This window comes from Pseudomonas hormoni (genome assembly GCF_018502625.1).
Classification (GTDB): Bacteria; Pseudomonadota; Gammaproteobacteria; order Pseudomonadales; family Pseudomonadaceae; genus Aquipseudomonas; species Aquipseudomonas hormoni.
In genome coordinates this window covers 5,601,367-5,625,979 of sequence record NZ_CP075566.1, presented here as the reverse complement: position 1 = coordinate 5,625,979, position 24,613 = coordinate 5,601,367, and the positions used below count along the sequence as shown (strand labels likewise).

21 protein-coding genes are annotated in these 24,613 nt (G+C 59.9%); 12 read left to right on the top strand and 9 right to left on the bottom strand.

Annotated features, from left to right (window positions below):
* Nucleotides 1–84: 84 nt before the first annotated feature.
* The 6 genes from KJF94_RS26200 to aspA form a co-directional block, all read right to left on the bottom strand.
* Nucleotides 85–1,185 (bottom strand): polyamine ABC transporter substrate-binding protein, encoded by a 1,101-nt coding sequence (locus KJF94_RS26200; RefSeq protein ID WP_214379922.1) that lies wholly within the window; start codon nt 1,183–1,185, stop codon nt 85–87.
* Nucleotides 1,186–1,198: 13 nt separating this feature from the next.
* Complete coding sequence (locus KJF94_RS26195) at nt 1,199–2,230, bottom strand: histone deacetylase family protein (RefSeq protein ID WP_214379920.1); 1,032 nt, start codon at nt 2,228–2,230, stop codon at nt 1,199–1,201.
* Between the two features lie 257 nt (nt 2,231–2,487).
* On the bottom strand, nt 2,488–3,480 hold the full coding sequence (locus KJF94_RS26190) for an AraC family transcriptional regulator (protein WP_214379918.1): 993 nt from the start codon (nt 3,478–3,480) through the stop codon (nt 2,488–2,490).
* A gap of 241 nt (nt 3,481–3,721) precedes the next feature.
* Nucleotides 3,722–4,726 carry an asparaginase gene (locus tag KJF94_RS26185; protein WP_214379916.1) on the bottom strand — a complete coding sequence of 335 codons (1,005 nt, stop codon included), beginning with the start codon at nt 4,724–4,726 and terminating at the stop codon, nt 3,722–3,724.
* A 99-nt stretch (nt 4,727–4,825) separates the two neighbouring features.
* The gene (locus KJF94_RS26180; protein ID WP_214379914.1) at nt 4,826–6,274 is read right to left on the bottom strand and encodes an alanine/glycine:cation symporter family protein; all 1,449 of its coding nucleotides are present in this window, start codon (nt 6,272–6,274) and stop codon (nt 4,826–4,828) included.
* A 487-nt stretch (nt 6,275–6,761) separates the two neighbouring features.
* On the bottom strand, nt 6,762–8,186 hold the full coding sequence (aspA, locus tag KJF94_RS26175) for an aspartate ammonia-lyase (RefSeq protein WP_214379912.1): 1,425 nt from the start codon (nt 8,184–8,186) through the stop codon (nt 6,762–6,764).
* 180 nt (nt 8,187–8,366) lie between these two features.
* On the opposite strand from aspA, the gene KJF94_RS26170 reads away from it, so the two are divergent.
* The gene (locus tag KJF94_RS26170; protein WP_214379910.1) at nt 8,367–9,278 is read left to right on the top strand and encodes a LysR substrate-binding domain-containing protein; all 912 of its coding nucleotides are present in this window, start codon (nt 8,367–8,369) and stop codon (nt 9,276–9,278) included.
* Nucleotides 9,279–9,289: 11 nt separating this feature from the next.
* Here KJF94_RS26170 and KJF94_RS26165 read toward each other — a convergent pair whose 3' ends face one another.
* A complete protein-coding gene (locus KJF94_RS26165; protein ID WP_214379909.1) occupies nt 9,290–9,979 on the bottom strand; it encodes a hypothetical protein in 690 nt (229 codons plus the stop codon).
* A gap of 356 nt (nt 9,980–10,335) precedes the next feature.
* Between KJF94_RS26165 and purE the strand changes: the two genes are divergently transcribed.
* The 4 genes from purE (at nt 10,336) to KJF94_RS26145 (ending at nt 12,899) form a co-directional block, all read left to right on the top strand.
* Nucleotides 10,336–10,827: a 5-(carboxyamino)imidazole ribonucleotide mutase gene (gene purE / locus KJF94_RS26160; protein WP_090326730.1), complete on the top strand. Its 492-nt coding sequence runs from the start codon at nt 10,336–10,338 to the stop codon at nt 10,825–10,827.
* A gap of 11 nt (nt 10,828–10,838) precedes the next feature.
* Nucleotides 10,839–11,921 (top strand): 5-(carboxyamino)imidazole ribonucleotide synthase, encoded by a 1,083-nt coding sequence (locus tag KJF94_RS26155; protein WP_214379907.1) that lies wholly within the window; start codon nt 10,839–10,841, stop codon nt 11,919–11,921.
* A gap of 107 nt (nt 11,922–12,028) precedes the next feature.
* Nucleotides 12,029–12,274 carry a GlsB/YeaQ/YmgE family stress response membrane protein gene (locus KJF94_RS26150; protein WP_084317707.1) on the top strand — a complete coding sequence of 82 codons (246 nt, stop codon included), beginning with the start codon at nt 12,029–12,031 and terminating at the stop codon, nt 12,272–12,274.
* An 88-nt stretch (nt 12,275–12,362) separates the two neighbouring features.
* A complete protein-coding gene (locus tag KJF94_RS26145) occupies nt 12,363–12,899 on the top strand; it encodes a DUF3299 domain-containing protein (protein ID WP_214379905.1) in 537 nt (178 codons plus the stop codon).
* A 114-nt stretch (nt 12,900–13,013) separates the two neighbouring features.
* On the opposite strand, the gene KJF94_RS26140 is transcribed toward KJF94_RS26145, so the two are convergent.
* The gene (locus KJF94_RS26140; RefSeq protein WP_214379903.1) at nt 13,014–13,913 is read right to left on the bottom strand and encodes a D-hexose-6-phosphate mutarotase; all 900 of its coding nucleotides are present in this window, start codon (nt 13,911–13,913) and stop codon (nt 13,014–13,016) included.
* A 58-nt stretch (nt 13,914–13,971) separates the two neighbouring features.
* Entirely contained in the window at nt 13,972–14,376 is a 405-nt protein-coding gene (locus KJF94_RS26135; RefSeq protein ID WP_007896491.1) for an acyl-CoA thioesterase, read from the bottom strand.
* Nucleotides 14,377–14,739: 363 nt separating this feature from the next.
* Here KJF94_RS26135 and KJF94_RS26130 point away from each other — a divergent pair, with 363 nt between their 5' ends.
* From KJF94_RS26130 to KJF94_RS26100, 7 genes are all read left to right on the top strand, one after another.
* Nucleotides 14,740–16,038 carry an MFS transporter gene (locus KJF94_RS26130; RefSeq protein WP_214379901.1) on the top strand — a complete coding sequence of 433 codons (1,299 nt, stop codon included), beginning with the start codon at nt 14,740–14,742 and terminating at the stop codon, nt 16,036–16,038.
* Between the two features lie 233 nt (nt 16,039–16,271).
* Nucleotides 16,272–17,273 carry a phosphate ABC transporter substrate-binding protein PstS gene (locus KJF94_RS26125; protein ID WP_214379900.1) on the top strand — a complete coding sequence of 334 codons (1,002 nt, stop codon included), beginning with the start codon at nt 16,272–16,274 and terminating at the stop codon, nt 17,271–17,273.
* A gap of 486 nt (nt 17,274–17,759) precedes the next feature.
* Nucleotides 17,760–19,793, top strand: coding sequence for an ABC transporter permease subunit (locus KJF94_RS26120; protein ID WP_214384960.1), 2,034 nt, complete (start codon nt 17,760–17,762; stop codon nt 19,791–19,793).
* A gap of 15 nt (nt 19,794–19,808) precedes the next feature.
* Complete coding sequence (pstA, locus tag KJF94_RS26115) at nt 19,809–21,479, top strand: phosphate ABC transporter permease PstA (RefSeq protein WP_214379898.1); 1,671 nt, start codon at nt 19,809–19,811, stop codon at nt 21,477–21,479.
* A 184-nt stretch (nt 21,480–21,663) separates the two neighbouring features.
* Entirely contained in the window at nt 21,664–22,497 is an 834-nt protein-coding gene (gene pstB, locus KJF94_RS26110) for a phosphate ABC transporter ATP-binding protein PstB (protein WP_214379895.1), read from the top strand.
* Nucleotides 22,498–22,568: 71 nt separating this feature from the next.
* Nucleotides 22,569–23,330, top strand: a complete 762-nt coding sequence (gene phoU / locus KJF94_RS26105) for a phosphate signaling complex protein PhoU (protein ID WP_214379893.1) — start codon at nt 22,569–22,571, stop codon at nt 23,328–23,330.
* Between the two features lie 167 nt (nt 23,331–23,497).
* The gene (locus KJF94_RS26100; RefSeq protein ID WP_214379891.1) at nt 23,498–24,463 is read left to right on the top strand and encodes a response regulator; all 966 of its coding nucleotides are present in this window, start codon (nt 23,498–23,500) and stop codon (nt 24,461–24,463) included.
* Nucleotides 24,464–24,613: the final 150 nt, after the last annotated feature.

The window sequence follows — 24,613 nt, the reverse complement described above, 5'->3', positions numbered from 1 at the left end:
GGGCAAAAAACCGCGACTGAAATACACGCCCTGTAGCAGCTGACGAAGCCTGCTGCGACAGGGGCGTGTTTCACCTGAGGGGAATCAGGTCCCGGACTTGATCTTGGTCCAGGCTCGCGTCCGCGCGCGTTCAGCATCGCGCGGCAGAGGTTGCAGGGTGTAAAGCGTGCCCATCGCCGTTTCGGTCGGGTACAGGTTCGGGTTGTTGCGGATCGCCGGGTCGACCATTTCCGTGGCGTCCTTGTTCGGGTTCGGGTAACCGACGAAGTCGCTGACCGGTGCGATCACCTGGGGTTGCAGCAGGTAGTTGATGAAGGTGTAGGCGTCCTCGGTGTTCTTCGCGCCCTTTGGAATGGCGAGCATGTCGAACCAGATCGGCGCGCCTTCTTTGGGCAGGCGCATGTCGACGATCACCCCGTTCTTTGCTTCTTTGGCGCGGTTGGCGGCCTGGGAGAAGCTGCCGGAATAACCGACCGCGACGCAGATGTCACCGTTGGCGATGTCGGCCATGTACTTGGAGGAGTGGAAGTAAGTGACGTACGGCCGGATTTTCATCAACAGCGCTTCAGCCTTTTCATAGTCCGCCGGCTTCTTGCTGTTGGGGTCCAGGCCAAGGTGTTGCAGGGCCAGCGGCAGGATCTCTGACGGCGAGTCGAGCAGGGCGACGCCGCACTGCTTGAGCTTGCTGATGTTCTCTTCCTTGAAGATCAGGTCCCAACTGTCCACCGGCGCATTGGCGCCCAGCGCGGCTTTGACCTTGTCCGGGTTGAAGCCGATCAGGATGGTGCCGTACATGTACGGCACGGCGAATTTGTTGCCCGGATCGTTGGCTTCGATCAGCTTCATCAGCTTGGGATCGAGGTGGTTCCAGTTCGGCAGTTTGCTGCGGTCCAGCGGCTGGAAAACGCCTGCCTCGATCTGCTTGGCGAGGAACACGTTGGACGGCACCACCACGTCGTAACCGGAGTTGCCGGTCAGCAGCTTGGCTTCCAGCGCTTCGTTGGTGTCGAAGATGTCGTAGACCAGTTTGGTCTGGGTGTTCTGCGCCTTGAAGTCTTCAAGCGCTTTGGGGGTGATGTAGTCGAACCAGTTGTAGACGCGCAACGTTCGCTCTTCGGCGTAAGCGGCCCCGCTGAGCACCGTGGCGCACAGGGTGGGGACGATAAGACGCTTGAGTCTGTTCATTATTGTTGTTTCCTCATTGAGCGCTTTCAAAACCTTCAAGAACGTTCACGGCGTTGATGCCGATTTCTTCGACCGCGTAACCGCCTTCCATCACGAACAACGTCGGCACGCCGAGCTTCGCAATGCGCTCGCCCATCGCCAGGTAATCCGGGCTGTCGAGTTTGAATTGGGAGATCGGATCGTCTTTGAACGTATCGACGCCCAGGGACACGACAACGATGTCGGCGCCGTATTTTTCGATCTCTTTGCAGGCTTGTTCCAGTGCTGCGCTCCAGGTGTCCCAGCCGCTGCCGGCGGGCAAAGGGTAGTTGAAGTTGAAGCCTTCGCCCGCGCCTTCGCCCAGTTCGTCGTCATAGCCGAGGAAGAACGGGAATTCGGCTTCCGGATGGCCGTGGATCGAGGTGAAGAGCACGTCGCTGCGCTCGTAGAAAATCGATTGGGTGCCGTTGCCGTGGTGGTAATCGACGTCGAGGATTGCGACTTTCTTGTGGCCCTGATCGAGGAAGGCTTGAGCGGCAATGGCGGCGTTGTTGAGGTAGCAATAACCGCCCATCAAGTCGCTGGCGGCATGGTGTCCCGGTGGACGGCACAACGCGAAGACGCTGCGTGCGCCGCGCTGGATTTCTGCCTGCGCCGTGAGCGCCACTTGGGCTGCGCTGTACGCTGCTTGCCAGGTGCCGGCGGTAATCGGCGCGCCACCGTCGAAGCTGTAATAGCCGAGCTGGCCGTGCAGGCTGGTGGGCTTGATGGCGCGCAAGGTGCGGGCCGGCCAGGTGTAGGGCAACAAGTCACCGTCGGTGTTGAACTCGGTCCAACGGGACCAGGCGCCTTTGAAGAAGTCGAGGTAGTCGCGGCTGTGGATGCGTGCGATCGGGTCGAGGCCGAAATCCTTCGGCGCTTCAACAGGGCCGAGGTTCTGGTTTTGCACCCGCGCCAACACGTGGTCGGCACGCGAAGGCATTTCAAAGCAGGGCTTGAGTTGCCCGTCTATCAATTCGCAACGGCCGTGGTGCAGGTGGTGATCGTCCGAGTAGATCGTCAGCATTTCTTGTTCTCCGCAGGCTGATTCGGTTGGCTACAGTCTTGCGGCGGACGGCGATTCGGAGAACGGCAGGAAAGGCCAAAAGGGGATCGATATGGCCAAAATAGTTGACCGAAATTCGCCCCTCTGTGGCGAGGGAGCTTGCTCCCGCTCGGCTGCGTAGCAGTCGTAAAACTGCACGCACTATCTGAATGGAAGAACGTGATGCTCGGTTTGGGTCTGCTGCGCAGACCAGCGGGAGCAAGCTCCCTCGCCACATTTCAGGGCCTGAACTGGCTCGGCGCCACCCCACTCCAGCGCACAAACGCATGCCGGAAACTCGCGGTCTCGCTGAAACCCAGCGCTTCGGCGATTCGGTAAATCGGCATCTGGTCTTCGCAGAGCATGTGCTTGGCTTGCTCGAACCGCAGCTCATCCAGCAATTCCTGATAACTGCACCCCAGATCCTTGAGGTGCCGGCGCAGGGTCCGCGCCGAGCAATTCATCTGCTCGGCCAACCCTTCGAGCCCTGGCGCCGCATTCAGTTGAGCGCTGAGCAGTTGGCGAATCCGCCCCAGCCACGCCTGGCGCCCGGTGAACTCGGTGTTCTGTTTGCGGCAGCGTTCGGCCATGGCCTGATGGGTGATGACATCCGCGAGCGGCAGGGGTTGGTCGAGCCAGCGCTTGTCGAAGGCAAAGGCGTTGTCCCGCGCGTCGAAGTGCAGCGGGCAATTGAAATGCTCGGCGTAAGTTGCCTCGTAGTCGGGGGCGGCGTGTTCGAAGCGCGCCGCCAGCAGCGGCAGCGAGTGACCGAGCAGGTCGTCGCAGATGACTTTCAATGACACCAGACAGAACTCGGCATTGAACACCGCCATCGCCGGACTCTCCCGGTAGTCGGCGGCGACGAACCAGATGCGTTCGCCGTCGTTCTCCAGGCTCAGCTCGAAAAGTGTTCCCAACAGGGCCGGATACCGCATTGCCAGGCGCAAAGCGTCACCGAAGGTGGCACTGGTGAGCAGTGCATAACCGAGCATCCCGTAGCAGGAAACGTGCATGCGTCGACCCAGCTCCAGGCCGATGTCACGCTTGAGCGCAACCGCGTTGGCGCAGACCTGCATCTCCTGATTGGTGGTGATGCGCGTGTCGGCCCGGCTCAGATCCGCCGCACTGATGCCACTTCCGGCGAGCAGCGCTTCGCTCGACAGGCCTTCGCCTTTGAAGGCATTGAGCACCAAAGAGACGGCGTTGAGGGTGGTGAGGTGGGAGTGGAGCATGGGCAGCTTCCAGCCTTGGGATGGCTGGAGAGCAGCAAGTTATGTGCCCATCGTGTGACGACCATTACCTGTGGCGAGAGAGCTTGCTCCCGCTCGGGCGCGCAGCGGCCGCAATCCGGCTGACGCAACATTCCTGAACTTGTTCTGTCGTCGGGGTTCAGGAGTGCTTTGCACTGGAGCGCCAGCCCGGTCTCGCGGGAGCAAGCTCCCTCGCCACAGGGTTTTGTGTCCGGCCTTAAGATCAGCTCAGTTCGCCGCAGAGATCGAGTTCTACCAGCCGCCGAACCTCGGCGGTGTCGAGACCGGCCCCCAGCAACCCATGCAACTTGCCGAACGCCGCTTCACGGGTCATACCGCCGCCCGAAAGTACGCCAACGCCGCGCAAACGACTGCCAGCCTCGTAGACATCCAGCTCGACGCCACCTTCATGGCACTGAGTCACCGCAACCACCACCACACCGTTGTTCCGCGCGCGACCGAGGCTGGCAAGAAACTCAGGGTTGTCGCTCGGCCCGGTGCCACTGCCGTAGCACTCCAGCACCAGGCCCTGAATGCCGCTGTCGAGCAGGCCATCAAGGATTTCGGCGCCGATGCCTGGAAACAGCGGCAACACCGCAACCTTCGCCAATTGCTTTGGCTGGTTGTAGTTCAGTTGCTCAGGTATCGAGGGCGCTTTAACGCCGCCACCCTGACGCTCCAGCCGCTTGAACGGATGCCGACCGAAACTGCGCACCTTCGCGCAACGGGTCGGGGCCAGCAGTTCACCGTGGAAGTATAAGTGCACGCCCGGCGCCAGGCCTTGGCCGAGGGCGACCAGCGCGCCGCCGAGGTTTTCCCAGGCATCGCTGTCAGTCACGCCGGCCGGCAGCATTGAACCGGTAAAGCACACGCGGGCGTGCAGGCCGAGCAATTGAAAACTCATGGCCGCAGCGCTGTAAGCCAGCGTGTCGGTGCCGTGCAGAATCAGCACACTGTCGCAGCCCTGTACGTCGACGGCGTCGACCACCGCCTCGCGCAATTGCTGCCAGTACGCCGGAGACATGTTGGCGCTGTCGATCAGCGGCGACATTTCGCGAAAGCGCCACTGTGGCACCACCAGCTCCGGCTGGCTGTGCAGGTATTCGCGCATCCGCGCTTCAAAACCGGATGCCGGTGCCAGACCATGTTCGCTGGCTTGCATGCCGATGGTGCCACCGGTGTAGAGCACCATGACGTGCTGGGCGGCAGGGTAGGTCGAGGAATTCATGGGGGTTCTCCGGGAACGATGACAGCATGCGGCCGAGCATGACGCCGGCCGCACGCTGTGTCACGCCGGGCGCAGGGGATGCGCCCGGTTTTTTACCGATCAGCGTTGCGCTGCGGGTACGCCTTGCGGCTCAGCTTCAGCCTTGGCGGCAGCTGGCGGGTTGGCTGGCCAGGCGTTCAGGTCCAGGTCCAGATCCGGGAACTTGCTCGAATCGAACACCGGCGTCTTGATGCCGGCAGCGCGCTGGTCATCGTAGTCACGCAGGATGCGCATGCCGACCTTGAACAGCAGGAACAGCGCAATCAGGTTCACGAACGCGAGCAGGGTCATGGTGATGTCGGCAAATGCGAACACCGTGCCGAGGTTCTCGATCGCACCCCAGAAGATCAACACCAATACCAGCGCGCGGTAGCCGATCAGCGCCTTGCGGTTTTCACCGATCAGGAAGCGCAGGTTGCTCTCGCCCAGGTAGTAGTTGTAGAGAATCGAGGTGAACACGAACAGCGCCAGTGCCACGGAGATGAACATCCGGCCCCAGTCGCCCACGACAGCGGCGAGCGAATTCTGGGTCAGGGCAATGCCATCGCCTTCAAAGCCCGGGGTGTAGAAGCCCGAGAGCAGGATCAGCAATGCGGTGCAGGTGCAGATCACGAACGTATCGAGGAACACGCTGAACGCCTGAACGACGCCTTGTGAAACCGGGTGTTCAACCGACGCCACGGCCGCCACGTTCGGCGCACTGCCCAGGCCCGCTTCGTTGGCGAACACGCCACGCTTCACGCCCATGACGATGGCGCTACCGATCAGGCCACCAAAAGCCTGGTCGAGACCGAAAGCGCTTTTGACGATCGTCATCAACATGCCCGGAACGTGGTCGAATTGCAGCACGATCACGTAGATGGTCACGCCGATGTACACCAGGGTTTTCACCGGCACCAGCAGGTCAGCAACCTTGGCGATGCGCTTGATCCCACCGATGAACACCAGGCCCAGCAACACTGCCAGGGCCAGGCCGGTCCAGGTGGTGTCGAGACCGAACGCGTTGTTCAGCGAGTGGGTCACGGCGTGGGATTGCAGGCCGTTGAACGCGAACCCGAAGGTCACAAGCAACAGTAACGCCATGATCATGCCCAACCAGCGTTTCTGCAGGCCGTGCTGGATGTAGTAGGACGGGCCGCCACGGTAAGTGCCGTCGGCGTCGGCGCGTTTGTAGAGCTGGCCGAGGGAGCATTCAAAGAAGCTGCTGGACATGCCGACCAGTGCGGTCACCCACATCCAGAACACCGCACCTGGCCCACCGAGGGTCACGGCAATGCCGACACCGGCGATGTTGCCCGCACCGACGCGGCCGGCGAGGCTGAGCATCAGGGCCTGGAAGGAGCTGAGTTGACCGGCGCTGCTTTTGAGGCTGTCGCGGAACACCGCGAACATGTGGAAGAAGTGACGCAATTGAACGAAACGCGAGCGGATCGTGAAGTAGCTACCGAGCCCGACAATGAGCACGATCAGTACTTTCCCTGAGAGGAAGTCGTTAATGACTTCGAGCATGGATTATTCCTCGCTGTTTTTTGTTTAGGCAAATGCTGGGCGGTCGGAAACATCGCGTTACACCGGTTTGCGCATGGCAAAACAGGCGAGGCGAATGTTCGTCCCGATTTCATATTGCGGGTTTGTTATTAGTTCGGGTTTCGCATGGGTTTGGGCCTCGTTACCGACGACCGCTCACGCGAAGAGGGGCGGCACTATACCGATGAGTGTGCCGTCCGTCTGCACTGTTGTGGTGCGTTCGGCGAAACGAAGCTTTGAAACACCTGACGTAATGGCGTCGGGCTCATGTAGGAGCGAGCTTGCTCGCGAAAAACGCAATGACACCACGGGGCATCAGATTAATCGCGTTATCGTTAACGATCTTCGCGAGCAAGCTCGCTCCTACAAAGAGTTAAAAAAAAGGGCTTGGAGAGTGATCCCCAAGCCCTCAAAAGGTGAGAGGTGTCTAGTCCCTCGACCTGGTGAGCGGTGCTACTGATGCGTCGGATCAGGCTTTAAGCGGAACCAGACGCGGAGCAATCATGTTTTCCGGGCGCAGGATGTCGGCGAGCATTTCTTCGTCGAGCAAGCCTTCTTCGCGCACCAGTTCCAGCACGCCGCGGCCGCTTTCGAGGGCGATACGGGCGATGCGGGTGGCGTTTTCATAGCCGATGTACGGGTTCAGCGCGGTGACCAGGCCGATCGAGTGCTCGACCAGTTCGCGGCAGCGGGCTTCGTTGGCGGTGATGCCGGTGATGCAGTGCTCGCGCAGCATGTCCATGGCGCGTTGCAGCAGACGGATCGAGTCGAAGATCTTGAAGGCGATCAGCGGCTCCATCACGTTCAGTTGCAGTTGGCCGCCTTCGGCCGCGATGGTCAGCGCCAGGTCGTTGCCGATGATCTGGAAGGCAACCTGGTTCACGGCTTCCGGAATAACCGGGTTGACCTTGCCTGGCATGATCGAGCTGCCTGGCTGACGCGCCGGCAGGTTGATTTCGTTGATGCCGGTGCGTGGACCACTGGACAGCAGACGCAGGTCGTTGCAGATCTTCGACAGCTTGACCGCGGTGCGCTTGAGCATGCCGGAGAACAGCACGAAGGCGCCCATGTCGGAGGTGGCTTCGATCAGGTCGGCCGCCGGAACCAGCGGTTGACCGCTGATCAGCGCCAGACGCTGAACGGCCAGAGCCTGATAGCGCGGGTCGGCGTTGATGCCGGTACCGATCGCGGTGCCACCCAGGTTCACTTCGGTCAGCAGTTCTGGTGCCAGTGTTTTCAGGCGTGCCAGGTCTTCGCTCAGGGTAGTGGCGAAAGCGCGGAATTCCTGGCCGAGGGTCATCGGCACGGCGTCTTGCAGCTGGGTACGGCCCATCTTCAGAACGTGGCTGAATTCTTCACCTTTGGCGGCGAACGACTGGATCAGGCTGTCGAGGCTGGCCAGCAGTGCGTCGTGACCCAGCAGCAGACCCAGACGGATCGCAGTCGGGTAGGCGTCGTTGGTCGACTGCGCCATGTTCACGTCGTTGTTCGGGTGCAGGTATTGGTATTCGCCCTTGCTGTGGCCCATGGCCTCCAGCGCGATGTTGGCGATGACTTCGTTGGCATTCATGTTGGTCGACGTGCCAGCGCCGCCTTGAATCATGTCCACCACGAACTCTTCGTGGAAATCGCCGCGGATCAATCGTGCACAGGCTTCGCTGATGGCTGCGTGCTTGGCTTCGCTCAGGTGACCCAGCTCGCGGTTGGCGTCAGCGGCGGCCTGTTTGACCATCGCCAGACCGACAACCAGCTTCGGGTAATGCGAAATCGGAACGCCGGAGAGACGGAAGTTGTTCACCGCTCGCAGGGTCTGGATGCCGTAATACGCTTGAGCCGGTACTTCGAGTACGCCAAGCAGGTCTTTTTCTGTGCGGAAAGATGCAGCGGAGGACATGATAGAAATCATCTCGATATGGACCCGGTCTGTGCCGGAACACTGCAAATGCTAGGCTTGTGGAGAATTTTCGGCCAATGCTGTTAAACACTGGCCTATGCACATTCGGCATAATGCCCATGTGACGCCGCGTGTGTGGCGAGCGTGTGACCTAAATTGGTGCGTGTCCGGGAGGACGTGATGAATCTGGAAAGTAAATGGCTTGAGGACTTCAGTGCCCTGGCCGCCACCCGCAGCTTCTCCCAGGCTGCAGAACGCCGCTTCGTGACCCAGCCGGCATTCAGCCGACGGATTCGCAGCCTGGAAGCAGCGCTGGGGCTGCAACTGGTCAACCGCTCGCGCACGCCGGTGGAGCTGACCGCGGCGGGGCAGTTGTTCCTGGTCACCGCGCGTACCGTGGTCGAACAGCTTGGCGAAGTGCTGCGTCACCTTCATCACTTGGAAGGCGGGCAGGGCGAAGTGATGCAGGTCGCTGCTGCGCACTCGTTGGCGTTGGGTTTCTTCCCACGCTGGATCGCGCAGCTGCGCAACGAAGGGCTGAACATTGCCACGCGTCTGGTCGCCACTAACGTTGGCGACGCCGTGCATGCATTGCGTGAGGGCGGTTGCGACCTGATGCTGGCGTTTTATGACCCGGATGCCGCCCTGCAGATGGACCCGGAGATTTTCCCGTCACTGCACCTGGGCCACACCGAAATGCTCCCGGTGTGCGCAGCGGACGCCGATGGCAAGCCGCTGTTCGACCTCGAAGGCGAGGGAAGCGTGCCGCTGCTCGCCTACAGCGCCGGCGCGTTTCTCGGGCGCTCGGTGAACATGCTGCTGCGTCAGCGGGCGCTGCGCTTCACCACCATTTACGAAACGGCGATGGCCGACAGCCTGAAAAGCATGGCACTCGAAGGCCTGGGTATCGCCTGGGTGCCGCAGCTCAGCGTGCGCGCCGAGCTGGCGCGCGGTGAGCTGGTGGTCTGCGGCGGCCCGCAATGGCATGTGCCACTGGAAATTCGCCTGTATCGCTGCGCGCTGGTTCGCAAGGCGAACGTGCGGTTGTTGTGGCGCAAGCTTGAGGGCGGGGCGGCAGGTAGTCATTCCTAGAACATCTCGATTTATGGAACGTTGGCCAGGTAGGCGTTGATGCGTGAACGGTTGGGATCGGTAAAGACTTCGCAGTTACCTTTCAAAGGATTAACTTTCGGTATCATGAAAGTTTCGCAGATCCAGCCGTAGAATCGCTCTTCCGAGAGTTCGTGTTGTGCGTCCAGCAAATGCCCTATTTCGTGCCCGACTACTTGTTTGTGAACTAACGAAGCAATGGCAAACTGTTGGCCGCTCACTGCGAGCCCCGCAGTCTCGTCATTCATGTAGTCTTTTGTAAGCAATATGAATTTAGTGGTTCTGTTGACAGGGAGATTGTTCTTGTCTCGGTAGTGGGTGCCTAGTTCTCTCCATCCATCATATGATGTTTGACTCGCACCTTTGTACGCATAGTTAGTGTAGGGCGGCTCGTCGCGAACGAGTCGCACGGATACCTTGCGCCCCGTTGTTTCCTGGAGCTCTTTGATGAGCGGAACAAGGTGGTGCGAGAAAAGCGAAGAGATTGTCGTTTCATGAACATCATCATGCACAAAGGCAATAACAAAAAGGGGTCTTCTTTCGACGGCAACATTGCTTAAGCTTTTGGGTGTGAGCAATGTAGCTAATGGCCAGGGTGTTTCATCGATTACCTGCGTTGCGTAGGTGGTTAGCGGGATTAATAACATTGCGAATGTTGTGAGTATGTTTTTTAAAGTGCTCATGGGTGCCTCAAATATTTAATAAGGTTGTGGGCGAGTAACTGCATAAATATATAAGCGGTATTAAGTGTTTTGTATCGGCTGGTTGTGTTGCAGAAGTTATGATTTGATCAAGGCTCGAAAGAATCCCGATCCGCTCTTGGCTCTGACTTTCGAGTCAGTTAAACCAGTCGGTTGACGTACGAATGGGTGATAAGACAGAAGGTCATTCAAGGGGCTGTTTATCTGCTTCATTGAGGTATACTGCGCGGCCTTCGGCCGGTTCGTCCGGCCATTTTTCGTACAATCAAGCCACGCATTTTGCGTGGCTTGTTGTTTTTTGACGCGCCTGCGGGCGCCCAGAGAGAAGAGGCACGACGATGAGTGCACTGGTTGGCGTGATCATGGGCTCCAAGTCCGATTGGTCCACCCTTAGCCACACCGCCGATATGCTGGAAAAGCTCGGCATCCCTTACGAGGTGAAAGTGGTCTCTGCCCACCGGACCCCGGACCTGCTGTTCCAGTACGCCGAAGAGGCCGAGGCGCGTGGCATCGAGGTGATCATCGCCGGTGCCGGTGGCGCGGCCCACCTGCCAGGCATGTGTGCGGCCAAGACCCACCTGCCGGTGCTGGGCGTGCCGGTGCAGTCGTCGATGCTTTCCGGCGTCGACTCGCTGCTCTCTATTGTGCAGATGCCTGCGGGCATTCCGGTCGCCACCCTGGCCATCGGCAAGGCTGGCGCAATCAACGCAGCGCTGTTGTCGGCGAGTATCCTGGGCGCCAAGCACCCGCAGTTCCACGAAGTACTGAAAACCTTCCGTGCTGAGCAGACAGACAGCGTCCTGGACAATCCAGACCCACGCATCGCCTGAGGTTGTTGACGATGAAGATCGGTGTAATCGGTGGCGGCCAGTTGGGTCGCATGTTGGCGCTGGCGGGCACTCCGCTGGGCATGAACTTCGCTTTCCTGGACCCTGCGCCGGATGCTTGCGCAGCCGCGTTGGGCGAACACCTGCGGGCCGATTACGGCGATCAGGATCACCTGCGTCAACTGGCCGATGAAGTCGATCTGGTGACCTTCGAATTCGAAAGCGTTCCGGCTGAAACCGTGGCCTTCCTGTCGCAATTCGTCCCGGTCTACCCGAGCGCCGAAGCCCTGCGCATCGCCCGCGATCGCTGGTTCGAGAAGAGCATGTTCAAGGATTTGGGGATTCCCACTCCGGCGTTCGCCGACATCCAGTCGCAAGCCGACCTGGATGCCGCCGTGGCGTCCATCGGTCTGCCGGCCGTGTTGAAAACCCGCACCCTGGGTTACGACGGCAAGGGCCAGAAAGTCCTGCGCACCGCTGAAGATGTGGTCGGCACCTTCGCTGAACTGGGCAGCGTTGCCTGCCTGCTGGAAGGCTTCGTGCCGTTCACCGGCGAAGTGTCGCTGATCGCTGTGCGTGCCCGCGATGGCGAAACGAAGTTCTACCCGCTGGTTCACAACACCCACGACAGCGGCATCCTCAAACTGTCCGTGGCCAGCACCGACCACCCGTTGCAAGCCTTGGCGGAAGACTACTCCAGCCGCGTACTCAAGCAGTTGAACTACGTTGGTGTGATGGCGTTCGAGTTCTTTGAAGTCGACGGTGGCCTGAAGGCCAACGAGATTGCCCCGCGCGTACACAATTCCGGGCACTGGACCACTGAAGGTGCCGAATGCAGCCAGTTCGAAAACCACCTGCGGGCTGTTGCCGGTCTGCCGTTGGGGTCGACGGCCAAGGTGGGCGAGAGCGCCATGCTCAACTTCATCGGTAAAGTGCCGGAGACCGAAAAAGTCCTGGCCATCGCCGATTGCCATCTGCATCACTATGGCAAGGCGTTCAAGGTCGGCCGCAAGGTCGGTCACGCCAACCTGCGTTGTGCAGACCGCGAGACACTGGCGGCACAGATCCTCAAGGTCGAAGCGCTGATCGCGGAATAGTTTCATGTGGCCGCGGCGGAACCATTCAGGGGCCGCCGTTCTCTCATGGCAGGATGCCAAAGTCTGACTAGGCTTTGGGCATTGCCATTCAACCAGAGGGAAATGCCATGGGAATTATCGGAACCATCTTTATCGGCTTGATTGTCGGCCTGCTGGCCCGGTTCCTGAAACCGGGTGATGACAGCATGGGCTGGATCATGACCATCCTGCTCGGTATCGGCGGTTCGCTGGCGGCCACTTACGGCGGTCAGGCCCTGGGCTTCTATCAGGCAGGCCAAGGCGCAGGCTTCCTGGGGGCGCTGGTTGGCGCCGTGATTTTGCTGGTGATCTACGGCTTGATCAAAAGAAACTGATCCAAGCGACAAAGCCCTCTCTGCGCCGCACGCAGGGAGGGCTAGAATGCTCGGCGTTTTACCGTCCTCTCTCTTGCCGAGCACCTTCATGCGCCGTCTTCTGTTGACTCTTCTTTTTCTGGGTTCGGGCCTCGCCCATGCCGGCGAACTGCCGGAAACCGACTGGCTCGAACTGATGCCCAAGTCGGACCAGAAAGCCCTCGAGGCCATGCCCGAAATCGACCACGACTCCCCCGAAGCCAATGGCACCTTTACCGAAAAGGGTGGCATGAAGCAGAGCAAGGGCTTGCCGGCGGTGATGTATTCGACCAAAACCGTACCGTCGATGAATGACAAGAACATCCGTATCGGCGGTTATCCGGTGCCGCTGGAATCCGACGCCAAGGGTCGCAGCACGCTGTTCTTCCTCGTGCCGTATCCGGGGGCTTGCATCCATGTGCCGCCACCGCCGCCTAACCAATTGGTGCTGGTGCGCTATCCGAAAGGGTTGAAGCTGGATGATATCTACACACCGCTGTGGGTAACGGGCACGTTGAAGATCGAGAAGGTCAACAATGATTTGGCCGATGCGGCGTATGCGCTGGATGCGGCGAAAGTCAGAGTGGTGAAGGAGTCGGATCTGTAGGTGATCCAAATGTGGGAGCGAGCCTGCTCGCGATGAGGCCATAACATTCAGCGTCTATGTTGACTGTTATATCGCCATCGCGAGCAGGCTCGCTCCAACATTAGGTTTGTGGTGTTACAGAGGCTTGCTACCGATGCTCACACCGAGGGTATGGCTCGCGCCCGGCGCCAATGCCACCACATCATCCATCACATTCGCCGTTTCAATGCACAGCATCCGCTGCCAGCCATCCTCTGCCATATCACTGAACGCCGTCGCTCGATCAATCCACGGGTTCCAGATCACCGCCGAGCGTGAGCCGCTGCTGGTCAGCTCGATGCGCCGTTCCCAAGCTGGATCGACGATGGTGAGTTTCGCCGGGGTGTTGAGGTAGATGCGATCAGTCTCGCCGTTAAAACGCAGGTCACCGGTCTGGGGCACGGTTTTCCAGTCATCCAGCGTCTCGATGTAATTCAAGCCATCCAGCCCTTCAACATGCACATTGCGCACGTCGCTGACCGCGAAATAGCTGTGCAGCGCCTGGCTGATCGTGACGGTGTCGCTGCCTTCGTTGTGGCTGGTCAGGCTGATGTGCAGTTGTTCATCCAGTCGAATGCTCAACTTCAAATCCACCTGATGCGGCCAGCCTGGGAAGCCGCCTTCAGGGTAGGGCAGGACGAATTCCACCTTCAGGCTTTCACCTTCGGTTTCGATGCTGCCCAGCTCCCAGTCCATCGCCCGTACAAAACCGTGGGCGGTCGGCGGTTCGCTGCTGACGCGCATCGCCTGGACGCTCTGCGGGTTGCGCGAAAAATTGCCGAACCACGGCCAGCACACTGGCACGCCGGCGCGGATGCTCTTGCCACTCTTGAACACAGCCTCGTCGTTGAGCCAGATCAGCGGCGGTTGGCCAGCCAATTGATAACTCAGGATGTGCGCACCTTGCTGGGCCACCAGCAATTCGGCCTGACCGTGGCGGATGCGCCAGCAGTTCAGTTCGTCCAGTTTCACGGCTTCAACGTTGGGCGTGCTCATGGGGCAACTCTCGATCGGGAACAGGACTGCAATGGACACCGCAAAACGGTCGCCGTGTTTAACGTGCGCGTGGCGGAACCGAACGGGTGCGACCGCTGCCGTCGATGGCCACGAACACAAACACGGCTTCAGTCACTTTACGCCACTCGCTGGACAGTGGATCGTCGCTCCAGACCTCAACCATCATCTGGATCGAGCTGCGACCGATTTCCAGTGCCTGGGTATAGAAGGAGAGCTGAGCGCCCACCGCCACCGGAACCAGGAACGCCATGCGGTCAATCGCCACGGTAGCCACCCGGCCGCCAGCGACTTTGCTGGCCATTGCGGTGCCGGCCAAATCCATCTGCGCCACCAGCCAGCCGCCGAAAATATCGCCGAAACCATTGGTTTCACGGGGAAGCGCGGTAATTTGCAGGGCCAGGTCGCCTTGCGGGATTGGATCTTCTTGTTCGAGCTCTATCATGCCGGGGGTGCCTCTGACCCGTGACTCTTCATTGGTACTTCAGGTGAATAGCCGTCTCAAGGAAAAACGATTCAGCCCCGAACATACTACGTTCGTCACGTTTTTCGTAAGGCGCCTAAAGGGAAACTCTGCGAAATCGACTGGTAGGCCAGCAGCGTCTTCGCACAGCAACCCTTTCAAACTGTTGCAAGATCGCGAGTATATCGGTCGGTAGACTCCGAGACGACCGTCCGGTTCTCATTTTGACCGTCAAATACGCACCTCTATGTGCTTTTTCGAACAATTTGCTATCGTGCCGGACCTGCCCAAGCCTCCGCCAGCGTTGTTGGGGTTGCAGATCCGACTATAAGAGAAGCCCTTGCCATGACCACAGCGCCCTCGAGCACTGCGCAGCCAACGCAATCCGCACGTCCGTTGACCCGCAATGACTACAAGACTTTATCGCTGTCCGCCCTGGGCGGCGCGCTGGAGTTCTACGACTTCATCATTTTCGTGTTCTTCGCAACGGTGGTCGGCAAGCTGTTCTTCCCGGCCGACATGCCCGAGTGGCTGCGCCTGATGCAGACCTTCGGCATCTTTGCCGCCGGCTACCTGGCACGGCCGCTGGGCGGGATCGTGATGGCGCACTTCGGTGACCTGTTGGGTCGCAAGAAGATGTTCACCCTGAGTATTTTCATGATGGCGGTGCCGACCCTGATCATGGGTTTGCTGCCGACCTACGCGCAAATCGGCATGTGGGCGCCAATCCTGTTGCTGCTGATGCGGGTGATACAAGGCGCGGCGATTGGTGGTGAGGTGCCTGGCGCGTGGGTCTTCGTTTCCGAACACGTACCGCAGCGGCACATCGGCTACGCCTGCGGCACCCTGACCAGCGGTCTGACGGCGGGCATCCTCCTGGGTTCGCTGGTCGCCACCGCGATCAACAGCCTCTACACCCCGGTGGAAGTGACGGATTACGCCTGGCGGATCCCGTTCCTGCTCGGCGGTGTGTTCGGGCTGTTCTCGGTTTATCTGCGCCGTTGGTTGCACGAGACCCCTGTTTTCGCCGAGCTGCAACTGCGCAAGGCGCTGGCCGAAGAAGTGCCGCTGCGCGCTGTGTTGCGCGACCATCGCGGGGCAATTCTGATTTCCATGCTGCTGACCTGGCTCCTGTCCGCTGCCATCGTGGTATTGATTTTGATGACCCCGACTGTGTTGCAGACGGTCCACCACTTCTCGCCGACCACCGCCTTACAGTCCAACAGCGTGGCGATCGTGTTCCTGAGCATTGGCTGCATCATTTCCGGCGCCCTCGCGGATCGCTTCGGCGCGGGCCGGGTGTTCGTGTTCGGCTGTGCCGCGTTGCTGGCCAGTTCCTGGACCTTCTACCACAGCCTGGCCGAGCATCCTGACTGGCTGTTCCCGATGTACGCTTTGACTGGCTTGCTGGTGGGCACCATCGGCGCGGTTCCGTACGTCATGGTCAAGGCATTCCCGCCGGTGGTGCGCTTCAGCGGCCTGTCGTTCTCTTACAACGTGGCTTACGCCATTTTCGGTGGCATGACGCCGATGATCGTCAGCCTGCTGCTCAAGGAAAGCCCGATGGGCCCGGCGTATTACGTCGCGGTTCTGTGCGGGGTCGGGATTCTGGTGGGTGCTTATCTCTGGAAGAAGGGGCGCTGATTCCGAAATTGTCTGTAGCTGTACCGGCCCTAATCGCTAGCAGGCTAGCTCACACATTGAAATGCGTTCCAATGTGGGAGCTAGCCTGCTAGCGATTAGGGCGCATGAATTGTTCGGTAAAAAACTCGAATGCTGGCCTTTCATCCAATTGTCATATTTCAGCCATAGAGTGTTCACACGGCCTGCTGATACTTGGCCCCGACTTAACACACTCTATCTGCTAGGAGTAAGGCATGAAACTGAAGCGTTTGATGGCGGCAATGACTTTTGTCGCTGCTGGCGTTGCGACTGCCAACGCGTTCGCCGCTGTTGACCCGTCGATCCCGAGCTACACCAAGACCACTGGTGTGTCGGGCAACCTGTCCAGCGTCGGCTCCGATACCCTGGCCAACCTCATGACCCTGTGGGCTGAGAACTACAAAAAAGAATACCCGAACGTAAATATCCAGATTCAGGCCGCTGGCTCCGCCACTGCGCCACCTGCGCTGACTGAAGGCACCTCTAACCTGGGCCCGATGAGCCGCAAGATGAAGGACACCGAACTGGCTGCCTTCGAGCAGAAGTACGGCTACAAGCCAACCGCTATCCCGGTTGCCGTGGATGCCTTGGCTGTTTTCGTACACAAAGACAACCCGATCCAGCACCTGACCATGGAACAAGTCGACGCGATCTTCTCGTCCACTCGTCTGTGCGGCGCTAAAACCGACGTGAAAACCTGGGGCGACCTGGGTGTGACCGGCGACCTGGCCAACAAGCCGGTTCAGCTGTTCGGTCGTAACTCGGTATCCGGCACCTACGGCTACTTCAAAGAAGAAGCCCTGTGCAAAGGCGACTACAAGCCAAACGTCAACGAACAACCAGGTTCGGCTTCGGTCGTGCAGTCGATCAGCTCCTCGCTGAACGGCATCGGTTACTCGGGCATCGGCTACAAGACTGCTAGCGTGAAGACTGTTGCACTGGCCAAGAAAGGCAGCACTGACTTCATCGAAGACACTGAAGAAAACGCCCTGAACGGCAAGTACCCGCTGTCGCGCTTCCTCTACGTTTACGTCAACAAAGCCCCGAACAAGCCTCTGGCCCCGCTGGAAGCCGAGTTCGTGAAGCTGGTTCTGTCCAAACAGGGCCAGGAAGTTGTGGTGAAAGACGGCTACATCCCACTGCCGGCCAAGGTTGCTGCAAAAGCCCTGGCTGACCTGGGTCTTGCGGAAGGCGGCGCTGAAGTCGCAAAAAAGTAAAACCCTAGGTCCGGGGTAAACCCGGACCTGTAGGAGCGAGGCTTGCCTGCGAAAGCGGTGGTTCAGTCAGCATTGATGTTGAATGTAATGACGCCTTCGCGAGCAAGCTCCGCTCCTACAAATGCCGGTACGCCGGCCCCCCAAATTTCCTATCCACTGCCAGTTACCGCTGGCGGCGGATTTGTTGCGTCACTGCATTGTCATCTTTCTGTCATACAGGATCGCTAGGGTGTGCGCATGACTGATCTGGCCAATTCCACCATGACTACAAATCCCCCCAAGCGAATTGATTTCAATACGCCTGAGTTGCAACGCAAGCGCCGTATCCGCGCGCTCAAGGATCGCCTGACCCGCTGGTACGTCCTTGTTGGCGGCCTTGCCGTTCTTGGCGCGATCACACTGATCTTCTTCTTCCTTGCCTACGTCGTCTTGCCCCTGTTCCAGGGTGCCGACCTGACTGCCAAGGAATCCATCACGCCCGCCTGGATGCAAGACGCCGGCAAGCCGCTGATGATCTCCCTGGAAGAGCAGAACCAGGTCGCCATGCGGGTTTCCGACAAAGGGCAGGCGCTGTTCTTTGATATCGACAGTGGCGCTGAACTCAAGCGCGTCGATCTGCCGGTCCCGGCGGGAGCCAGCGTCACGTCCATCGGCGAAGACCAGCCCGGTCATCCGCTGGTCGCGGTGGGTTTCTCCAACGGTCAGGCCCTGGTGTTCCGTCACACCTATAAAGTCAGCTACCCGGATGGCAAGAAAACCATCTCGCCGGCCGTCGAATACCCGTACGGCGAAACCCCGATCGCGCTGAACGAGGCGGGCGGTGCCCTGGAGCACGTTAGCCTCAACGCCACGGATTCGACCCTGATGCTGGTCGGTTCCACCGGTTCGCAACTCAATGTGCTCTCGCTGACCAGCGAAGAAAACATGATGACCGGCGAAATCACCAACGAGCAGAAGCGCATCGATCTGCCACAGATGACCGAGCCGGTGAAGAACATCTTCGTCGACCCGCGTCAGCAGTGGCTGTATGTGATTAACGGTCGTGCGCAAGCCGACGTGTTCAGCCTGCGCGACAAGAGCCTCAACGGTCGCTACAAGTTGCTCGAAAACGGCGATGCCGAAATTACCGCCAGTACCCAACTGGTGGGCGGTATCTCGCTGATCCTCGGCGACTCCAAAGGTGGTCTGGCCCAATGGTTCATGGCCCGCGACCCGGATGGTGAGCTGCGCCTGAAGCAGATCCGCACCTTCCAGATGGGCACCACGCCGATTGTTGAAATCACCGCCGAAGAACGTCGCAAAGGCTTCATCGCCCTCGACGCCTCCGGCAAGCTCGGCGTGTTCCACAGCACCGCGCACCGCACCTTGCTGGTGGATCAAGTCGTAGAAGGCCAAGGCCTTTTCGGTCTGTCGCCACGGGCTAACCGCGTGATTGTCGAAGCCGGCGGCAAGATTCAACCGTTGCTGCTCGACAACCCGCACCCGGAAGTGTCCTGGAGCGCGCTGTGGAGCAAGGTCTGGTACGAGAACTACGACGAGCCTAAATACGTCTGGCAATCGACCGCCGCCAACACCGATTTCGAACCGAAGCTGAGCTTGTCTCCGCTGACCTTCGGCACCCTGAAAGCCGCGTTCTACGCCATGCTGCTGGCCGCTCCACTGGCCGTCGCTGCTGCGATCTACACCGCGTACTTCATGGCCCCGGGCATGCGCCGCAAGGTCAAACCGGTGATCGAGCTGATGGAAGCGATGCCGACGGTGATCCTCGGTTTCTTCGCCGGCCTGTTCCTCGCACCTTATGTAGAAGGGCATTTGCCGGGCATCTTCAGCCTGCTGATGCTGTTGCCGATCGGCATCCTGGTGGCGGGTTTCGTCTTCAGTCGCCTGCCTGAGTCCATCCGCCTGAAAGTGCCGGACGGTTGGGAGAGCGCGATTCTGATTCCGGTGATCCTGTTCGTGGGCTGGCTCTCGCTGTACATGAGCCCGTACATGGAAACCTGGTTCTTCGGCGGCGACATGCGCATGTGGATCTCCCACGACCTGGGCATTACCTACGACCAGCGCAACGCACTGGTGGTCGGTCTGGCCATGGGCTTCGCGGTGATCCCGAACATCTACTCCATCGCCGAAGACGCCGTGTTCAGCGTGCCTCGCGGCCTGACCCTCGGTTCCCTGGCACTCGGTGCCACGCCGTGGCAGACCATGACGCGGGTGGTGATCCTCACCGCCAGCCCGGGCATCTTCTCGGCGTTGATGATCGGCATGGGCCGTGCGGTCGGTGAAACCATGATCGTGCTGATGGCCACCGGTAACACTCCGGTCATGGAAATGAACCTGTTCGAAGGTCTGCGAACGCTGGCCGCCAACGTCGCGGTGGAAATGCCCGAATCGGAAGTCGGCGGCAGCCACTACCGCGTGCTGTTCCTCTCGGCGCTGGTGCTGCTGTTGTTCACCTTCGTCATGAACACCCTCGCGGAACTGATTCGTCAGCGTCTGCGCAAGAAATACTCGTCGCTTTAAGAAAGGTAGAAGTCTGTGAAACAGAACTCCCTGAATGGATGGTTCAAGAGCGGCGCCCCCGGCGTCTGGATCAGCGGTGGCGCGGTGTCCATCGCGGTCATCATGACCATTGGCCTGCTGGCGGTGATTGCCGTGCGCGGTCTCGGTCACTTCTGGCCGGCGGACTTGATTCACGCCAGCTACGACGTGCCGGGCCAGGCCAATCACTTGGTCATCGGTGAAGTGGTGCAGAAAGAAGAAGTGCCGCGCGCGCGCCTGAAAAGCGCCGGGCTGCCGGTGCCCGATCAGGGCCCGGAGTTCATGACCCGCGAGCTGATCAAGGTCGGCAACCGTGACCTGAACGGCAACGACTTCACCTGGATCGTCGGCGAGTGGCTGACCAACCAGAAGACGCCACCTGAGCTGATGGCCATCGAGCGTCGCGAGTGGGGCAATTTCTACGGCTACCTGGTTAACGTCAAACAGGACGGCAAAGTCATCGCTGAAGGCGAAGCCGCGTGGCCTGAGTTGCAGGCCCGTGTTGCCCGCGTCAACCAACTCGCCGCGCAGCTCAAGACGTTGGAAAAAGTCGACATCGGCGCGATCAACGCCGGTCTCGAACGCATCCGTCTGCACGGTCGCAAACTGGAACTGGCCGGCAAGCTCGATGCCACCGCGCAAGCGGACATGGAATCCGAGCGCGCCGAGCTGAACGCACGGTATCAGGACATTGAAGCGCGCCTGAACGATCTGCACGCCCAGTTCAACCGCGACGCCCTGACGGCCCGCGATGCGAACGGCAAAGAGATTGAAATCGGCATCGGCAAAGTGGTTCACGCCTACCAGCCGAACGCCATGGGCACGATGACCAAGATCGGTTTCTACTTCAGCAAGGTCTGGGAATTCCTCAGCGACGACCCGCGTGAAGCGAACACCGAAGGCGGGATCTTCCCGGCGATTTTCGGCACCGTGATGATGACCCTGATCATGGCGATGATCGTGACCCCGTTCGGCGTACTGGCGGCGGTTTACCTGCGTGAATACGCCAAGCAGAACGCGCTGACCCGGATTATCCGCATCGCCGTGAACAACCTGGCGGGCGTTCCGGCCATCGTTTACGGCGTGTTCGGTCTGGGCTTCTTCGTTTATGTGCTGGGCGGCTCGGTCGACCGGTTGTTCTTCCCTGAAGCGTTGCCGGCACCGACCTTCGGTACACCGGGTTTGCTCTGGGCGTCGCTGACCCTGGCGCTGCTGGCGGTGCCAGTGGTGATCGTGGCCACCGAAGAAGGTCTGGCGCGGATTCCTCGCACCGTACGTGAAGGCTCGCTGGCCCTCGGCGCGACCAAGGCTGAGACGTTGTGGAAGATCGTACTGCCGATGGCCAGCCCGGCGATGATGACCGGCATGATCCTCGCCGTGGCTCGCGCCGCCGGTGAAGTGGCGCCGCTGATGCTGGTGGGTGTGGTGAAACTGGCGCCGTCGCTGCCGCTGGATGGCAACTACCCGTACCTTCACCTTGATCAGAAGATCATGCACCTGGGCTTCCATATTTATGACGTCGGCTTCCAGAGCCCGAACGTCGAAGCCGCACGACCGCTGGTGTACGCCACGGCGCTGCTGCTGGTACTGGTGATCGCGACATTGAACCTGTCGGCCGTTTATATCCGTAACCATCTGCGCGAGAAGTACAAAGCGCTGGACAGCTAATACAAGTCCTGTGGGAGCTGGCTTGCCAGCGATGGCATCACTGCGGTGTTACTGAGACACGGCATCGCCTGCATCGCTGGCAAGCCAGCTCCCACAAGGATCGGCGTCAAACACAGATTTTGAGTAATCCATTGGCCAGGCCAGTGGTTCAAAGAACCGAATTTGTCAGCACAGGGAGCCTCCCATGCAGCACGAAGCACATACCCACGGCATCAACATGTCTGCCCTGGGCCGCGACAAACAGAGCCTGAGCCTGGCGCAGGAAACCGTGGCCATCGAAGTGCCGGGCCTGAACCTGTTCTACGGCGAAAAACAAGCGCTGTACGACGTCAGCCTGAACATTCCGAAACAGCGCGTGACGGCCTTCATCGGCCCGTCCGGCTGCGGCAAGTCCACGCTGCTGCGCACCTTCAACCGCATGAACGACCTGGTTGACGGCTGCCGCGTAGAAGGCGAAATCAACCTCTACGGCAACAACATCTACCGCAAGGGCGAAGACGTGGCCGAGCTGCGCCGTCGTGTCGGCATGGTGTTCCAGAAGCCGAACCCGTTCCCGAAAACCATCTACGAAAACGTGGTCTACGGCCTGCGCATCCAGGGCATCAACAAGAAGCGCATCCTCGACGAAGCCGTCGAGTGGGCGTTGAAAGGCGCGGCGCTGTGGGACGAAGTCAAAGACCGTCTGCACGAGTCGGCACTGGGCCTGTCCGGTGGTCAGCAACAACGTCTGGTCATCGCGCGCACCATCGCCGTGGAACCGGAAGTGCTGCTGCTCGATGAACCGTGCTCGGCACTTGACCCGATCTCGACGCTGAAAGTCGAAGAGCTGATCTACGAACTGAAATCGAAATTCACCATCGTCATCGTGACCCACAACATGCAACAGGCCGCGCGTGTTTCCGACTACACGGCGTTCATGTACATGGGCAAACTGGTGGAATTCGGCGACACCGATACCCTGTTCACCAATCCGGCGAAGAAGCAGACCGAAGACTACATCACCGGTCGTTACGGCTAGGAAGCTGTGGTTGCTCACTGAACTGACGCTGCGGCCCACCGCACCTTACCGGACGCTCCAAGGACGCCAACATGATTAGTAAAGAAGGCCTTACCCATCACATCTCCCAGCAGTTCAACGCTGAGCTGGAGGAAGTGCGCAGCCACCTCCTGGCTATGGGCGGGCTGGTAGAGAAGCAGGTCAACGACGCCGTGACGGCGCTGATCGAGGCCGACTCCGGCCTGGCCCAGCAGGTTCGCGAGATCGACGACCAGATCAACCAGATGGAACGCAACATCGACGAAGAATGCCTGCGCATTCTGGCCCGTCGTCAGCCGGCGGCGTCCGACTTGCGTCTGATCATCAGCATCTCCAAGTCGGTGATCGACCTTGAGCGCATCGGCGACGAATCGACCAAGATCGCCCGTCGTGCCATCCAGTTGTGCGAGGAAGGCGAAGCCCCGCGCGGTTACGTCGAGGTTCGCCACATCGGTGACCAGGTGCGCAACATGGTGCGTGATGCCCTGGACGCGTTTGCCCGCTTCGACGCCGACCTGGCGTTGTCGGTGGCGCAGTACGACAAGATCATCGACCGCGAGTACAAGACCGCCCTGCGTGAACTCGCCACCTACATGATGGAAGACCCGCGCTCTATCTCGCGGGTTCTGAGCATTATCTGGGTGCTGCGTTCGCTGGAACGGATCGGCGACCACGCGCGCAATATCTCCGAACTGGTGATTTACCTGGTGCGCGGCACCGATGTGCGTCACCTGGGCCTCAAGCGCATGAAGGAAGAAGTTGAAGGCACAAGTGGTGAAACCGCTAATGTTCCGGGCGAAGTTGACGATAAGTAGTATTGCCCAAGTAAAGCGCCCGGCCTTTTGGCCGGGCGTTTTTGTTTAGGGGTTTACGAATTTGAAGCAGCACCCGCGAACGAAAAGTCCCGGCGTGACTGAAGGTTTTTGGCAATGTGCCATCAGCAAAGCGGTATGCTTGCCGGGATTTTTTAAAGGGGTGATGGATGAGTAAGGTCAGTGTGTTGGTCGTGGACGATGCGTCGTTCATTCGTGACCTGGTGAAAAAGTGCCTGCGCAACTACTTCCCGGGCATTCGGATCGAAGACGCGGTCAACGGCAAAAAGGCTCAGGCCTTGCTGGCACGGGAAGCGTTCGACCTGGTCCTGTGCGACTGGGAGATGCCGGAAATGTCCGGCCTGGAGCTGCTGACCTGGTGCCGCGAGCAGGACAACCTCAAGACCATGCCGTTCGTGATGGTGACCAGCCGGGGCGATAAAGAGAACGTCGTCCAGGCGATCCAGGCCGGGGTTTCCGGCTACGTCAGCAAGCCATTCACCAACGAGCAGTTGCTGACCAAGGTCAAGCAGGCCCTGAACAAGGTCGGCAAGCTCGATACCTTGATGAACAGCGCGCCGACCAAAATGAACTCGGCGTTCGGCAACGATTCGTTGAGCGCATTGACCGGCGGCAAGGCTGCTGTGGTCGCGCCTGCAGCCGCGCCGGTCGCGGCCAACCCGTTTGCCAAACCTGTCGCCGCCGCACCTGCCCCTGCTCCAGCGGCTGCTGTACCGTCCCGCGGTTTGCTCAACAGCCCGCCGGTGAAGGCGCCAGCAGCGTCTGCAGCGCCAACCGGCGGTCGTGGCCAGGGTCAATTGCGCCTGCCGAACGGCATTCAGCAATGCGTGATCAAGGCCTTGAGCCTCAAGGAAGCGCTGCTGGTGGTCAAACGCAGCGAAGCCCTGCCGCAAGTGCTCGACAGCGCCGTGCTCGATCTGGAGCAGGGCGACAACGCCGAAGTCGCCCGCCTGAACGGCTACCTGCACGCCATCGTCGCCCACGAACAGAAACCCGACAGCGAATGGCTGCAACTGACGTTCCGCTTCGTCGACCAGGACGCGCAGAAACTGGATTACATCTCCCGTTTGATCGCACGGGGTACGGCGCAGAAGCATTTCGTTCCAGGCGCGTGATCTTCGTCGCCTGACAAGCCGTCTTCGCGGGCAAGCCTCGCTCCTACAGATCACGCTAACCTGTAGTAGCGAGGCTTGCCCGCGAAGGGGCCGCCAGATTCACCACACATCCGCTGAACTGCCCATTTTGAAACATCTGCCGACTACCCG

Bases quoted from the DNA above. Each gene is read 5' to 3' on its own strand.
- KJF94_RS26135 (WP_007896491.1), bottom strand. From the start codon at position 14,376: ATGATAGAGCTCGAACAAGAAGATCCAATCCCGCAAGGCGACCTGGCC.
- KJF94_RS26190 (WP_214379918.1), bottom strand. From the start codon at position 3,480: ATGCTCCACTCCCACCTCACCACCCTCAACGCCGTCTCTTTGGTGCTC.
- KJF94_RS26200 (WP_214379922.1), bottom strand. From the start codon at position 1,185: ATGAACAGACTCAAGCGTCTTATCGTCCCCACCCTGTGCGCCACGGTG.
- KJF94_RS26185 (WP_214379916.1), bottom strand. From the start codon at position 4,726: ATGAATTCCTCGACCTACCCTGCCGCCCAGCACGTCATGGTGCTCTAC.
- KJF94_RS26125 (WP_214379900.1), top strand. From the start codon at position 16,272: ATGAAACTGAAGCGTTTGATGGCGGCAATGACTTTTGTCGCTGCTGGC.
- KJF94_RS26170 (WP_214379910.1), top strand. From the start codon at position 8,367: ATGAATCTGGAAAGTAAATGGCTTGAGGACTTCAGTGCCCTGGCCGCC.
- phoU (WP_214379893.1), top strand. From the start codon at position 22,569: ATGATTAGTAAAGAAGGCCTTACCCATCACATCTCCCAGCAGTTCAAC.
- KJF94_RS26120 (WP_214384960.1), top strand. From the start codon at position 17,760: ATGCAAGACGCCGGCAAGCCGCTGATGATCTCCCTGGAAGAGCAGAAC.
- KJF94_RS26130 (WP_214379901.1), top strand. From the start codon at position 14,740: ATGACCACAGCGCCCTCGAGCACTGCGCAGCCAACGCAATCCGCACGT.
- pstB (WP_214379895.1), top strand. From the start codon at position 21,664: ATGCAGCACGAAGCACATACCCACGGCATCAACATGTCTGCCCTGGGC.
- KJF94_RS26195 (WP_214379920.1), bottom strand. From the start codon at position 2,230: ATGCTGACGATCTACTCGGACGATCACCACCTGCACCACGGCCGTTGC.
- KJF94_RS26165 (WP_214379909.1), bottom strand. From the start codon at position 9,979: ATGAGCACTTTAAAAAACATACTCACAACATTCGCAATGTTATTAATC.
- KJF94_RS26145 (WP_214379905.1), top strand. From the start codon at position 12,363: ATGCGCCGTCTTCTGTTGACTCTTCTTTTTCTGGGTTCGGGCCTCGCC.
- KJF94_RS26180 (WP_214379914.1), bottom strand. From the start codon at position 6,274: ATGCTCGAAGTCATTAACGACTTCCTCTCAGGGAAAGTACTGATCGTG.
- KJF94_RS26140 (WP_214379903.1), bottom strand. From the start codon at position 13,913: ATGAGCACGCCCAACGTTGAAGCCGTGAAACTGGACGAACTGAACTGC.
- KJF94_RS26155 (WP_214379907.1), top strand. From the start codon at position 10,839: ATGAAGATCGGTGTAATCGGTGGCGGCCAGTTGGGTCGCATGTTGGCG.
- KJF94_RS26100 (WP_214379891.1), top strand. From the start codon at position 23,498: ATGAGTAAGGTCAGTGTGTTGGTCGTGGACGATGCGTCGTTCATTCGT.
- aspA (WP_214379912.1), bottom strand. From the start codon at position 8,186: ATGTCCTCCGCTGCATCTTTCCGCACAGAAAAAGACCTGCTTGGCGTA.
- KJF94_RS26150 (WP_084317707.1), top strand. From the start codon at position 12,029: ATGGGAATTATCGGAACCATCTTTATCGGCTTGATTGTCGGCCTGCTG.
- purE (WP_090326730.1), top strand. From the start codon at position 10,336: ATGAGTGCACTGGTTGGCGTGATCATGGGCTCCAAGTCCGATTGGTCC.